This is a genomic window from Devosia aquimaris (assembly GCF_020169335.1).
GTDB lineage: Bacteria > Pseudomonadota > Alphaproteobacteria > Rhizobiales > Devosiaceae > Devosia > Devosia aquimaris.
This window is the reverse complement of record NZ_JAIEZN010000002.1, coordinates 345,193-357,346: the sequence shown is the minus strand read 5'-3', so window position 1 is coordinate 357,346 and position 12,154 is coordinate 345,193. Positions and strand designations below refer to the sequence as shown.

14 protein-coding genes are annotated in these 12,154 nt (G+C 66.0%); 6 read left to right on the top strand and 8 right to left on the bottom strand.

Annotated elements, in window-relative coordinates; all coding sequences use genetic code 11:
- Positions 1–48: 48 nt before the first annotated feature.
- Genes K1177_RS14530 through K1177_RS14520 form a run of 3 tightly spaced genes read right to left on the bottom strand, consistent with a single transcriptional unit; the run spans position 49 to position 2,762 of the window.
- Positions 49–555 (bottom strand): class I SAM-dependent methyltransferase, encoded by a 507-nt coding sequence (locus K1177_RS14530; protein WP_224704087.1) that lies wholly within the window; start codon positions 553–555, stop codon positions 49–51.
- Between the two features lie 33 nt (positions 556–588).
- Positions 589–1,806 (bottom strand): GNAT family N-acetyltransferase, encoded by a 1,218-nt coding sequence (locus tag K1177_RS14525; RefSeq protein WP_224704086.1) that lies wholly within the window; start codon positions 1,804–1,806, stop codon positions 589–591.
- On the bottom strand, positions 1,803–2,762 hold the full coding sequence (locus tag K1177_RS14520) for a hypothetical protein (protein WP_224704085.1): 960 nt from the start codon (positions 2,760–2,762) through the stop codon (positions 1,803–1,805). Before K1177_RS14520 ends, K1177_RS14525 begins: the two co-directional genes overlap by 4 nt.
- 303 nt (positions 2,763–3,065) lie before the next feature.
- On the opposite strand from K1177_RS14520, the gene dapF reads away from it, so the two are divergent.
- The 4 genes from dapF (at position 3,066) to K1177_RS14500 (ending at position 7,126) form a co-directional block, all read left to right on the top strand.
- On the top strand, positions 3,066–3,917 hold the full coding sequence (gene dapF / locus K1177_RS14515) for a diaminopimelate epimerase (protein WP_224705812.1): 852 nt from the start codon (positions 3,066–3,068) through the stop codon (positions 3,915–3,917).
- The gene (mtaB, locus tag K1177_RS14510) at positions 3,917–5,182 is read left to right on the top strand and encodes a tRNA (N(6)-L-threonylcarbamoyladenosine(37)-C(2))-methylthiotransferase MtaB (RefSeq protein WP_224704084.1); all 1,266 of its coding nucleotides are present in this window, start codon (positions 3,917–3,919) and stop codon (positions 5,180–5,182) included. Before dapF ends, mtaB begins: the two co-directional genes overlap by 1 nt.
- Positions 5,183–5,201: 19 nt before the next feature.
- The gene (gene ftsY, locus K1177_RS14505) at positions 5,202–6,386 is read left to right on the top strand and encodes a signal recognition particle-docking protein FtsY (protein WP_224704083.1); all 1,185 of its coding nucleotides are present in this window, start codon (positions 5,202–5,204) and stop codon (positions 6,384–6,386) included.
- An 86-nt stretch (positions 6,387–6,472) separates the two neighbouring features.
- Positions 6,473–7,126, top strand: a complete 654-nt coding sequence (locus K1177_RS14500) for a septation protein A (protein WP_224704082.1) — start codon at positions 6,473–6,475, stop codon at positions 7,124–7,126.
- A 12-nt stretch (positions 7,127–7,138) separates the two neighbouring features.
- Here the strand turns inward: K1177_RS14500 and K1177_RS14495 are convergent, their stop codons facing one another.
- The 5 genes from K1177_RS14495 to tsaD form a co-directional block, all read right to left on the bottom strand.
- The gene (locus K1177_RS14495; protein WP_224704081.1) at positions 7,139–7,543 is read right to left on the bottom strand and encodes a DUF1761 domain-containing protein; all 405 of its coding nucleotides are present in this window, start codon (positions 7,541–7,543) and stop codon (positions 7,139–7,141) included.
- Positions 7,544–7,612: 69 nt separating this feature from the next.
- Complete coding sequence (locus K1177_RS14490; RefSeq protein WP_224704080.1) at positions 7,613–8,047, bottom strand: EVE domain-containing protein; 435 nt, start codon at positions 8,045–8,047, stop codon at positions 7,613–7,615.
- Between the two features lie 5 nt (positions 8,048–8,052).
- Positions 8,053–8,346 (bottom strand): YciI family protein, encoded by a 294-nt coding sequence (locus K1177_RS14485; protein WP_224704079.1) that lies wholly within the window; start codon positions 8,344–8,346, stop codon positions 8,053–8,055.
- Positions 8,347–8,351: 5 nt separating this feature from the next.
- Complete coding sequence (locus K1177_RS14480; protein WP_224704078.1) at positions 8,352–9,341, bottom strand: NAD(P)H-dependent glycerol-3-phosphate dehydrogenase; 990 nt, start codon at positions 9,339–9,341, stop codon at positions 8,352–8,354.
- Positions 9,328–10,383: a tRNA (adenosine(37)-N6)-threonylcarbamoyltransferase complex transferase subunit TsaD gene (gene tsaD, locus K1177_RS14475; protein WP_224705798.1), complete on the bottom strand. Its 1,056-nt coding sequence runs from the start codon at positions 10,381–10,383 to the stop codon at positions 9,328–9,330. The genes K1177_RS14480 and tsaD overlap by 14 nt, the downstream gene beginning before the upstream one ends.
- Positions 10,384–10,462: 79 nt before the next feature.
- Between tsaD and hemC the strand changes: the two genes are divergently transcribed.
- Both hemC and K1177_RS14465 read left to right on the top strand, forming a co-directional pair.
- Complete coding sequence (gene hemC / locus K1177_RS14470) at positions 10,463–11,404, top strand: hydroxymethylbilane synthase (protein ID WP_224704077.1); 942 nt, start codon at positions 10,463–10,465, stop codon at positions 11,402–11,404.
- Positions 11,377–12,132 carry a uroporphyrinogen-III synthase gene (locus tag K1177_RS14465; RefSeq protein ID WP_224704076.1) on the top strand — a complete coding sequence of 252 codons (756 nt, stop codon included), beginning with the start codon at positions 11,377–11,379 and terminating at the stop codon, positions 12,130–12,132. Before hemC ends, K1177_RS14465 begins: the two co-directional genes overlap by 28 nt.
- The last annotated feature ends 22 nt before the right edge of the window (positions 12,133–12,154 follow it).

Below are 12,154 nucleotides of genomic sequence, written 5' to 3'. Positions count from 1 at the left end.
AGCAAAGCCTGATGAATGGGGTGGCTGTACGGGAAATGGACCGGGGAGTCAAGGAAAGGCGGCTGCAGTCCGCATTGCGCGCAGGAGGACCAAAGGGTTGTCGGCGGCAAGGCGTTCGACAGCAAAGCCTTCCATACCCAGCCGTTCGACGCATGTGCGGGCAAAGACCTCGCCCTTTGCGCTGCCAGGGGGCGCTTCAAATGCCAGGACGAGCCGCCCGGCTGGCCTGAGAATACGCTGGATGATGGTGGTCCAGACCGCGCCCATCCGGAGGTTGAGATCAAGGTTCACGGCAAATATCGCGTCAAAGCGCTGGTCGCCCAGATCAACATGCTCGAGAGCGCCGAGGCGGGTCGTTATCCGATCGTCGGCAATGGTCAGAACGCGATCGATCATGGCCTGCGATCGGTCCAGGGCGACAATCCTGCCCGTGGTCAGGCGCTCCAGAACGAGCCGTACCGCGACGCCATGGCCGCACCCGATCTCGAGCACATCCTCGGTACCGTCAAGGTCAAGGGCCGCTACAGCGGCTGCATGTCGTGCAGTAACAGCCATGAGGAAACGCTATCGCGCCGGTCAAGTCGGCGTCTAGAGGCTGCGGCCGGCCAGTTTCATCAGCGTGGTGCGCAGGCCCGAGGGCATGTTGAGCACGGCCTGCTTGAGCCAGGGGCGCGCGATCTGGTCCCACAGGCCCAGCACGACGCGGCCGCGCAGGGTCACCGGTACGGCAAAGTCCGACACGGTCACAACTTCGGTGGCCCAGGTCAGCTTATAGGGCATGGCGGGCACCATCAGATCGGCGCCGCGCAGGCCATGGTCGGCACAGGTGCGGATCACCTCACCCAGATGCATCTTGCCCGGGCTCTCGTCGGAATTGGAAAAATCCCGGCTGGCGACAAAGGCATAATAGCGCTGGTTGTGGATGAAGCCCCATTGCTCGGCAATGGCCACGTCCTTGTGGTGCAGCGACATGGCCAGAAGCGGCGTATCGGCGCGGCCGGCCAGGGACTTGCAGAAATCGGTGAAGGCGGTGTCGCGGAAGGCGCGCGAGGTCAGCCCCTGGTCCTTGAGCCGCTCGGCCCGGCCGGTCAGGGTCCGGGTGATGACGCCCAGCTGCTCGGCGGTGGAGCTGGCGACGTGATGCGTCACCGCGCCGTCGCGTTCCAGCCGGTTACGGGCATTGCGCATGTTCTTGCGCGTCTTGGGCTTGATGGTGGCGAAATAGGCCTCGAAATCGGGGAAGGCGTCGAGCGCGACATAGGGCGCGCCCTGTTCGGTGCCGGTGACGATGTGATTGGCGGGCATGCCGCGCGCCAGCACGCTGTCCGAGCGCACCTTGAGAAAGCTCACCGCATCGCAGGGCACGGCCTCGATAGCCGCCTTGAGCAGCATGGCAATGGCTTCGGCGGCGTCGGTGCCGGGCGCCAGCAGGGCGTCCGAATACTGGCTGAAGGCATGGCCGAGCGGCACCAGCATGGTGCGCGCCCTGGTGCGGATGCGCTCCATGGGCAGAATGGCGACCAGGCGCTGCCCATCGAGCAACGCAGCGATCACCGGGGCGAAGTCGGCATTGCCGCGCGCCGCCTCGAAATCGAACACGGCCCGGGCCCAGCCACAGCCCTGAAACAGCACCGCACCATCAGACTGGGCCTCCAGGCCCTCCCATTGCACGGCAATGGCGTCCACGGCCGCGCGGCTGGTCAGCAGTTCGGTGCGCAGCACATGGCTGCGGGCACCGGACTGGACAGCCGGGGACGGGGGACGTCGCCGTTCATTGGCTCTGGGTGCAGCGCTGAGGGAGGTCATTTGCTGAACGTATAGGCCTCGATGTCGCGCACGCCTTCTGGGGCGGCGGGGTCGACCTGGAAGTCGACGGTGTAGACCTTCTTCTTCTGCGGGTTGAGCGGGGTGAACTTGACCAGGCCTGCCAGCGCCAGCTTGGCGTAGTAGGACAGGCCGGTGACCTGCTGGCTGAGATTGGTCATGCCCAGCTTGGAGCGCAGGATGCCATTGGCGTAGTTGACGGCGTAGTGCTTGCGCAGCTCGTCGGTCCAGTGCTCGGTGGTGAAGCTGACATTGAGCATGTTCTCGTTGACCACGCGGTGCGGTCCGTTCAGCGGCCAATGCAGCATCTTGCCGGCTTCCAGCATATGCACTTCGGCATAGTCGTCGAACCAGGGCTCATAGGGCATGTCGGTTTCGCGCAGCTGGCCCAGGATCAGCTTTTCCAGCGCCGGCTGGGAGATGAACGGGGCCTTGGCGGGATAGACATAGACCTTCTTGGTGCCGCGCACCTGCCACAGGCTCTGCCCCGGCACGTCGGAGTGATATTTCACCGACACATTGGGGGAGGAGATCAGCAGCGTCAGATTGCGCTTGTAGCTCTTGAAGCCCGGCACGCGCTCCTCGAATTCGGCATAGAGGCTGTCGAGCATGTCGCCATAGGCCGGGTTGGTCTTGGCCGGGGCGGTCAGGTTGATCCAGATGTTGCCGTTGCGCACAACCTCGAGAACCTGGGCGCCGGTGAGGCCCTTGATCTCGCCTTCGCGGCGCTTGGGCGGATTGCCCGGCGTCTTCTGCGAATAGTTGACGTGGTAGTGCTCGCGCGGGGTCGCGTCGATCAGCGCCGCCAGAGCCTCATCGGTGAACAGCGGGGAGCTCGCCAGGCGGTGGCTCAGGGCCAGCGAATGGTTGCCAAACAGCGAGGGGAAATGCGGCTGCCAATTGGTGATGATCTGATCGGTGATCACGGGCATGTTCATGGTCGGACACTCCGATAGCGCGGCAAAGATGGGTCTGGGCCCATTGTCATTGTCTCACCCTAACCCGGATCGGCCCGATTGGCGCGGCCAAGCTCTTGGGCTGGTTAAGCCGCCATGAATGCTGAAACCCTTAAGAAATATGAACAATTATAGCTGTCGCGGGTCGGTCGGGCGGCGGCGCGGCGCCCGCATGGCGCCCTCGCGTCCCCCGCCACTGGCAATTGTGCGCGGCATCGGCCATATAGGGTCCATTCACTCCCAGCGCGAACGAGGCAGACTGTGAACGGCGTGCCGTTTCTCAAGATGAACGGGCTAGGCAACCAGATCGTGGTTGTCGACATGCGCGGCCGCGCTGATCGCGTGACGCCGGCGGCGGCCATCGCCATCAATGGCACGGCGGGCACCAAGTTCGACCAGATCATGGCCATCCACGATCCGCGCACGCCGGGCACCGCCAACTATATCGAGATCGTCAATTCGGATGGCTCGCGCGCCCAGGCCTGTGGCAATGGCATGCGCTGCGTGGTGCAGGCGCTGACCGCCGAGCAGGGCCGGCATCGCTTCACCTTCGAAACCGTGGCGGGCCTGTTGTTCGGCGAAGAGCTTGAGGACGGGCTGATCACGGTGGACATGGGCACGCCCAAGTTCGCCTGGTACGAGATTCCGCTGGCCGAAGAGTTCATGGATACCCGCCAGATCGAACTGCAGATCGGGCCGATCGAGGCACCGGTGCTGCATTCGCCTTCGGTGGCCTCGATGGGCAATCCCCACGCCACCTTCTGGGTGCAGGACGATGTGTGGAGCTATGCGCTCGACCGCTTCGGGCCGATGCTGGAAAATCATCCGATCTTCCCCGAGCGCGCCAATATTTCCATTGCCCAGGTGGTGGCGCCCGACCGCATCATCCTGCGCACCTGGGAGCGTGGCGCCGGGCTGACCGAGGCCTGTGGCACTGCGGCCTGCGCTGCGGCGGTCAATGGCGCGCGCACGCGGCGCACCGGGCGCAATGTCACGGTGACGCTGCCCGGTGGCGATCTGCGCATTGCCTGGCGCGATGATGACCATGTGGTGCTCACCGGCCCGGCAGAGCTGGAATGGACCGGCATGGTTGATCCGCAGACCGGCGCCTGGACGCGCGACGGGGCCGCAGCCTGATGGCGGTGGAGACGCTGACATTCGGCTGTCGGCTCAATGCCTATGAAGCCGAGGTGATGAAGGCCGAGGCCGAAAAAGCCGGGCTCGACAATGCCATCATCGTCAATACCTGCGCGGTGACCGCCGAGGCGGTGCGCCAGGCCCGCCAGGCCGTGCGCAAGGCGCGGCGCGACAATCCCGATGCCCGCATCATCGTCACCGGCTGCGCAGCGCAGACCGAGGCGCGCAGCTTCGGCGACATGGCCGAGGTCGATCTGGTCATCGGCAATGACGACAAGATGAAGGCCGCCAGCTATGCGCCGATTGCCTTTGGCGCGCCGCTCAACGACAAGGTGCAGGTCAACGACATCATGAGCGTGCGGGAGACCGCAGGCCATCTGATCGAGGGCATGGATGGGCGCGCCCGCGCCTTTGTGCAGGTGCAGAACGGCTGCGATCATCGCTGCACCTTCTGCATTATCCCCTTCGGCCGCGGCCCCTCGCGCTCGGTGCCCATGGGCCTGGTGGTCGATCAGGTCAAAAAGCTGGTCGACAATGGCTATGCCGAAGTGGTGCTGACCGGGGTGGACATCACTTCCTATGGTCCGGACCTGCCGGGCACGCCGACGCTGGGCAAGCTCAGCCAGGCCATCCTGCGCCATGTGCCAGACCTGCCGCGCCTGCGTATTTCCTCGATCGACAGCATCGAGGCCGATCCGGCGCTTTATGACGTCGTCGCCAGCGAACCCCGGCTGATGCCGCATCTGCACCTCAGCCTGCAGTCGGGCGATGACATGATCCTCAAACGCATGAAGCGCCGGCACAGCCGCGCCGATGCGCTTGATATTGCGGCCAAGCTGCGGGCGCTGCGGCCCGACATGGTGCTGGGCGCCGATATCATTGCCGGCTTCCCCACCGAGGACGAGGCGATGTTCGCCAATACGCTGGCCATCGTCGCCGAAGCGGATCTGACGCATCTGCATGTGTTTCCCTATTCGCCGCGCGAAGGCACGCCGGCGGCGCGTATGCCGCAGGTGCCCGGTGCTGTGGCGCGCGAACGCGCCGCGCGTTTGCGGGCGGCCGGGGCGCAGCAGTTTGCCCGGCTCTGTGCCAGCCGTGTCGGTGGTGTCGAGACCGTATTGGTCGAGCACGATGGCATGGGTCGCAGTGAACAATTCGTGCCGGTACAGGTGCCGGGTGCCCAGGCGGGCGAGTTGCTGAGCGTGCGGATCACCGCCACCACGGCCGATGGCCTGGCCGGCGATGCGCTGCGCAACGCCGCCTGAAACAGCAGAAAGAGCGCCGATGACCGACAAGAAACCGTCCTTCTTCAAGCGCCTGTTCGGCGGCGATGCGCCGGCCCAGCCGCCGGTGCCGCCAGCCGAGACGCCCGCGCCGCCTCCGGTTACCCCGGTCGCGCCGCCCAGCGAAGTGCCTTCGGCGCGTCCACCCTTGCCCGGACCGCCGGAAACCACGCCCGACTATATCGAGGCGGTGGAAGAGGCGGCGCATGCCCGCCAGCCGGAACCGGCGGCGCCAGTCCCCGCGCCCCCTGCGTCTGCTGCGACCGAGCCCAAGGGCTGGTTCGCCCGCCTCGCTTCGGGGCTCAAGCGCTCGTCCGACCAGCTCACCGGATCAATCACGGCGGTCTTCACCAAGCGCAAGCTGGATGCGGCGACGCTCGAAGAGCTTGAGGATGTGCTGATCCAGGCGGATCTGGGTATCGAAACCGCCACGGCGATCACCGAGACGCTGCGCCGCGACCGCTTTGACCGGGATGTGTCGGGCGAGGACGTGCGCGCCGTTCTGGCCGCCGAGGTGGAAAAAGTGCTCGGTCCCGTAGCGCGGCCGCTCGAGATCGACGGCACGCAAAAGCCCTTCATCATCCTGATGATCGGGGTCAATGGCTCGGGCAAGACCACCACCATCGGCAAGCTGGCGCAGAAATATGCCGGCGAAGGCCGCTCGGTGATGCTGGCGGCCGGTGACACCTTCCGCGCCGCGGCCATTGAGCAGCTGCAGATATGGGGCGACCGCACCGGCGCCCAGGTGATTTCGCGCCCCGCCGGCGCCGATGCCTCGGGCCTGGCCTTTGACGCGGTGACCCAGGCGCGGGCCGAAGGCCGCGACGTCCTGATCATCGACACAGCGGGACGGCTGCAGAACCGCGACGAGCTGATGAACGAGCTCGAAAAAGTCATTCGCGTGATCAAGAAGGTCGATCCCAGCGCGCCGCATGCGACGCTGCTGACGCTGGACGCCACCACCGGGCAGAACGCCCTCAAGCAGGTGGAAATCTTCGGCAAGCGCGCCGGCGTGACGGGGCTTGTAATGACCAAGCTCGATGGCACGGCGCGGGGTGGCATTCTGGTCGCCATTGCGCGGCAGTTCGGCCTGCCGGTGCATTTTATCGGCGTGGGTGAGGGGGTTGGCGATCTCGAACCGTTTACCGCTTCCGAGTTTGCGCAGGCCATTGCCGGGCGCGATTAGCCCTAATCTGACCAAGCTTGCGGCCTAGCCAAAGCTTGCATGATGCGGGCTCAGCGCCCACTATTGTCAGAAAGCCGATTTGAGACATGTCCATGACCGAAAAAGCCGAACCCGAGATCAAGTGGGACGAGCTGCGCCCCCAGATCATCAAGATGGCGCTGGAACTGGGGCCGCTGGTCATCTTCTTTGTCGCCAATGCGCGGGCCGACATCTTCGTGGCCACGGCCTGGTTTATGGGCGCCATGGTGGTTTCGCTGGCGGCCAGTTGGCTGATCCTGAAAAAGGTCGCGGTCATGCCGCTGGTCACCGGGGCGGTGGTGCTGGTGTTCGGCGGGCTGACGCTGTGGCTTCAGGACGATACCTTCATCAAGATGAAGCCCACCATCACCAATGGCCTGTTCGCCGCGGTGCTGCTGGGCGGGCTCCTGTTCGGCCAGTCCCTGCTCAAATATGTGTTCGGCGATGTTTATCGCCTGCGCCCGGAAGGCTGGAGCAAGCTGACCCGCAACTGGGGCCTGTTCTTTGTGCTGCTGGCCGTGATCAACGAGGTGGTCTGGCGCGGCTCGAACGCCTATTTCGCTACGGACCCCAAGGCTGCCACCGATCTGTGGGTGGCCTTCAAGGTGTGGGGCGTGATGCCGCTGACCGTGCTGTTCTCGATCAGCCAGGTGTCGCTGCTGAGCAAATATGCGCCGGTTGACGAGCCCAAGCACGTCCCGCCGATCGTTGTCGAGCTCTAGCCGGCCTTGCGCCTAGCCGAACAGGCCGATGATCCCGCCTTCGATCAGCAGGACCGCCAGCAGATAACCGCCGTTGATGGCCGTCAGCGTCCAGCTTCTGCCCTCATAGCGGTGGTTGAGCACCATGCTGGTGATGACAAAGCCCAGCCAGAGATGGGCGCCGACCAGCAGGCCATTGACCGGGGTCATGGCGCCGGTGATCAGCGGCGTCAGCAGGGCGACGAAATAGGCCATCAGCAGCACGCAGAGCACGGACCACAGATAGGGCGTATAGTCCGAGCGGTCGATCTCTTCGGGTGTCTTGCCGATGGCGGCCAGCCAGGGGCGCGCCAGCACCATGTACCAGCCGGCGCCAAAGGCCCAGGCGACTGCGGCGGCCAGGATGACGGCCAGCCAGTTCACGGACAGATATGTCATGACGTGATCTCCCCCAATATCGAATGACCGTGCAAGTCTAGACCCTCGGCAGGGCCCTGTGTAGGCGGGTCAGAGCCCGCCCATGCTGCAGATCAGGGCCCATTCCTCCGGCGATACCTTGGAGACGGACAGGCGCGAGAGCTTGATCAGCTCGATATTGGCCAGCTCCGGCGTCGCCTTGATGGTGGCCAGGGTCACCGGCTTGGGCAGCGGCTTGACCGCTTCGACATCGACGCATTCCCACACCACTTCGCCCTTGGCATTGAGCTCGGCAGTGTCATCTGGATGCGCCAGGGCGATGACGCGGATGATGCCGACGATCTCCTTGCCGATGTTGGAATGGTAGAAGAAGGCCTCGTCGCCCAGCGCCATGGCCTTCATGTTGTTGCGGGCGGCATAATTGCGCACGCCGTGCCACTGCTCGGGCTCGCCGCGCGCCGTCTTGGCCATCATGTCGTCGAACGAGAAGACATTGGGCTCCGATTTCATCAGCCAATAGGCCATGCCGCTCAGCTCCGGCCCGACATATTGTCGATCGCCAGGTTCCAGCGCTTGACCTCCCAGCTGGCAAAAACGCCCTGCTGCACGAAGGGATCGGCGGAGAAGGCTGTCGTTGCGGCCTCAAGGCTCTCCGCCTCGAGCACCATCACCGAACCCTCGGGCTTGTCATCGGCGTCCCAGAGCGCCCCGGCCAGCACGAGCTTGTCGCCCAGGCTCTTGAGGTGTTCCAGGTGCACAGGACGCACCGCCATGCGGTGATCGAGCCCATTGGGCTTGTCCCGGCCGATAAATACAAACAGCATGTTTCTTAATCCTCGCGCTTGAGCGGGCGGGACATCAGCCCCGCGACAACAGTGGCAATCGATGCCTCGCCAGCCAGTACGGCATGGACAGCGGCAATGAGCGGTGCGTCGACGTCCAGGCTGCGGGCCAGGGCATCGGCGACGGGGGTGGTGCTGACGCCCTCGGCCAGCTTGGCGCCGGCAGCGATGATCTCCTGCGGGCGCTCGCCGCGCCCCAGCGCCATGCCGAACTGATAGTTGCGCGACTGCACCGAGGTGCAGGTCAGCGTCAGATCCCCGAGGCCGGCCAGCCCGGTCAGCGTCGAGGCGGACCCGCCCATGGCCTGCACCATGCGCGCCATTTCGGCATAGGCGCGGGCAATCAGGGCAGAACGGGCAGATGCGCCCAGCAATGCACCGTCGATGGCGCCGGCGGCCAGGGCATAGACATTCTTGAGCGCCCCGGCGATCTCGACGCCGATGCGATCATCGCTGGCATAGGGGCGGAAGCTGGGGCCGGCCAGCGCCGCGGCCAGGGCCGAGGTCTGGTCGGCGTCATCACCGGCCAGCGTCACGGCAGTGGGGCGGCCGGCGGCAACGTCGGCGGCAAAGCTGGGGCCCGACAGCACGAAGGGAATGGCATGGGGCGCCATGTCGACCAGGATTTCGCTCTGGCGGTCCAGCGTGCCGGTTTCGAGCCCCTTGGCCGAGAGCACCACCGGGCGATGCGTCAGCAGATCGGGGTCGATGGCGCCGAGCGCGCCCCGGCTGGCCTGGGCGGGCACGGCCAGGATGATCATGTCGGCGGCCGTCGCGCTGGTGGTGGCACCAATGGCGGGATGCAGTGCCTGGTCACCCAGATAGGCGCGGTTGGTGCGCTGGTTGTTGATTTCCGCGGCCTGGGCAGCCTCGCGCACCAGCAATTGCACCTGGCGTCCGGCCATGGCAGCGGCCTGGGCCAGGGCCGTGCCCCAGGCGCCCCCGCCGATAACGAGCACAGTTTCAAGCGGCTTCATGGTTCACCTTCATGTCGGGCAGGTCGAGCGGCCAGCGCGGACGGGCGGTAAAATTAAGGCCGTCGGTGGCGTTCAGGGCAAAGCGTTCCGCGCCCGCCCAGGCGACCATGGCGCCATTGTCGGTGCAGAGCGCCATGGGTGGCACCACCAGCTCGGCGCCGGCGGCGGCACAGGCCTCGCCCAGGGCGGCGCCGATGCGGCGATTGGCCGCCACGCCACCGGCGACCACCAGGGTTGGCCTCGTACCGGGCAGCTCGGCCGCAAAGCGCGCCAGCGCCTGGCCAGCGCGCACCGCCACGATCTCGGCCACGGCGGCCTGGAAGCTGGCGGCAATATCGGCGACGTCCTGGTCGCTCAGCGGCGCCAGCGCCTCGGCCTGCAGCCGCACGGCGGTCTTGAGGCCAGAAAAGGAAAAGTCGAGCCGTGCTTCGCGCAGCAGCGGGCGGGGGAATTTGAAGTGCCTGGGGTCGCCCTTGCTGGCAATGGCCTCCACCGCCGGCCCGCCGGGATGGCCGAGGCTGAGCAGTTTGGCCACCTTGTCAAAGGCCTCGCCCAGCGCATCGTCGATCGTGCTGCCCCAGCGCTCGTAATCGCCGACGCCGCGCACCAGCACGAATTGGCTGTGCCCGCCCGACACCAGCAGCATCAGATAGGGAAAGGCGACATTGTTGGTCAGCCGCGCCGTCAGCGCATGGGCTTCGAGGTGGTTCACCGCGATCAGCGGCTTGCCAAGCGCGGCGGCCAGCGCCTTGGCGGTGGTCAGCCCCACCAGCACGCCGCCGATCAGGCCGGGGCCGGCGGTCGCGGCAATGGCATCCACCTGATCAAGGCTGACGCCCGCCTCGCGGCAGGCCTGGGCGATGATATGGTCGAGATAGGTCACATGGGCGCGGGCGGCCAGTTCGGGGACCACGCCGCCAAAAGCGGCATGTTCATCGAGCTGGCTGCGCACCACATTGGAGGCAATCGTGGAATGGCCAAATTGATCGCGCAGAACAATGGCCGCGGCGGTTTCGTCGCAGCTGGTCTCGATACCAAGAATGGTCGCTTGTGCTTGCCCGGTCACGATGAACTGGTTACTCCCTCAAGGGTGTCTCTGCCTACTATAGGACGAAATTACAATGCAATCGCCCCAGACTTTTGCTCGCATCGGCACCCGTGGCAGCCCGCTCGCCCTGGCCCAGGCCCGGCTGGTGCGGCGCCTGTTGGCGCAGGCGCATGGGGTGAGCGAAGATGATATCGCCATCGAGGTGATTTCCACCGGTGGCGACCGCAGCCAGGCCGGCAATGTCAGCCTGAGTGATATTGGCGGCAAGGGTCTGTTTACCAAGGAAATCGATGAGGCCATGCTGAGTGGCCGGGTCGATATCGGCGTGCATTCGAGCAAGGATGTGGCCACGGGCCTGCCCGACGGGCTGGCGCTGGTGGCCTTTCTTGAGCGCGAGGATGTGCGCGACGCCTTCATTTCGGTCAAGGCGGCGAGCCTTGATCAATTGCCCGAGCGCGGGCGCTTCGGCACGTCCTCGATCCGCCGCGCGGCGCAGGTGCTGCGGCAGCGGCCGGACCTCGAGATCGTGCCCTTCCGCGGCAATGTCGGCACGCGGCTGCAAAAGCTGCTCGATGATGTGGCCGACGGCACCATGCTGGCGGCGGCGGGGCTCAACCGGCTGGGCGAGGGCCATCGTGCGACCGCCCTTCTTGATCCCGAAATCTTCCTGCCGGCCCCGGCGCAGGGCGCCATCGGGCTGGCCGTGCGCGGCGACGACGCGCGCATGGCCGGGCTGGTCGCTGCGCTCGATCACGCGCCGACGCACACCACGATAACGGCCGAGCGCGCCATGCTGGCGGTGCTCGATGGGTCCTGCCGCACCCCTGTGGGGGCGCTGAGCCGGCTCGAAGCTGGGGGCCTGACGCTCAAGGGGCAGATCCTCAGTCTGGATGGCCAGACCGCTTTCGAAAGCCAGGCCAGTGGCAGCGATCCGCTGGCAGTAGGGCGCAAGGTGGGCGAGGACCTCATTGCCCAGGCCGGCACCGAGTGGCTGGCGCAGTGGGCGCGCAGCTGATGCGCATGCTGGTCACCCGCCCCGAGCCGGATGGGCAATCGAGCGCGGCGCGCCTCGAGGCGCTGGGCATTGCCGCCAGCGTGGCGCCGCTGATGCAGCGGCAGACGCTGGATTGCTCGCTGCCGCCGGCGGATGGTTTCCGGGCCATGGTGTTGACCAGCGCCAATGCGGTGCGGAGCCTGGTCGATCGGGGTGTGGTGGCGACCTATGCCCATCTGCCGGTGCTGGCGGTGGGCGATCGCACGGCGCGCGATGCAGAAGCAGCAGGCTTTGTTCGTGTCAGCAGCGCGGCGGGCGCCCTCGGCGATCTGGTCAATGCCATTGAGCTCTCGGGCCTTGGCGGGCCGCTGTTCTATCCGGCGGGCAAGCACCAGAGTGCCGACCTGGCCCATGCGCTGGCGCCGCTCGGCGTCATGGTGGTCACAGCCAAGATCTATGACATGGTGGCGGTGGATGCATTGCCTGCAGCGGTGCTGGCCGATCTGGGCAATGGCGGGATCTCGGCGGTTCTGGTCTATTCGCGGCGTACGGCGGAGATTTTCGCGCAGCTCGCCGCTGGGCTCGATCGGCACAGCCGGCAAGGTCTGGCCATGCTGTGCATGAGCGAAGCGGTGGCCGAGCCGCTGCTGGCGGCGCATTTCAGCCGCATCAGCCTGGCCGATCGGCCAGACGAAGAGGCGATGATGAGCCTGGCGCTGGGTTTTTCCAGGGACCAGACTCGGTCATAGTCAACGAACAACAACAAGGATA

Bases quoted from the DNA above. Each gene is read 5' to 3' on its own strand.
- K1177_RS14530 (WP_224704087.1), bottom strand. From the start codon at position 555: ATGGCTGTTACTGCACGACATGCAGCCGCTGTAGCGGCCCTTGACCTT.
- K1177_RS14525 (WP_224704086.1), bottom strand. From the start codon at position 1,806: ATGACCTCCCTCAGCGCTGCACCCAGAGCCAATGAACGGCGACGTCCC.
- K1177_RS14520 (WP_224704085.1), bottom strand. From the start codon at position 2,762: ATGAACATGCCCGTGATCACCGATCAGATCATCACCAATTGGCAGCCG.
- dapF (WP_224705812.1), top strand. From the start codon at position 3,066: ATGAACGGGCTAGGCAACCAGATCGTGGTTGTCGACATGCGCGGCCGC.
- mtaB (WP_224704084.1), top strand. From the start codon at position 3,917: ATGGCGGTGGAGACGCTGACATTCGGCTGTCGGCTCAATGCCTATGAA.
- ftsY (WP_224704083.1), top strand. From the start codon at position 5,202: ATGACCGACAAGAAACCGTCCTTCTTCAAGCGCCTGTTCGGCGGCGAT.
- K1177_RS14500 (WP_224704082.1), top strand. From the start codon at position 6,473: ATGTCCATGACCGAAAAAGCCGAACCCGAGATCAAGTGGGACGAGCTG.
- K1177_RS14495 (WP_224704081.1), bottom strand. From the start codon at position 7,543: ATGACATATCTGTCCGTGAACTGGCTGGCCGTCATCCTGGCCGCCGCA.
- K1177_RS14490 (WP_224704080.1), bottom strand. From the start codon at position 8,047: ATGGCCTATTGGCTGATGAAATCGGAGCCCAATGTCTTCTCGTTCGAC.
- K1177_RS14485 (WP_224704079.1), bottom strand. From the start codon at position 8,346: ATGCTGTTTGTATTTATCGGCCGGGACAAGCCCAATGGGCTCGATCAC.
- K1177_RS14480 (WP_224704078.1), bottom strand. From the start codon at position 9,341: ATGAAGCCGCTTGAAACTGTGCTCGTTATCGGCGGGGGCGCCTGGGGC.
- hemC (WP_224704077.1), top strand. From the start codon at position 10,463: ATGCAATCGCCCCAGACTTTTGCTCGCATCGGCACCCGTGGCAGCCCG.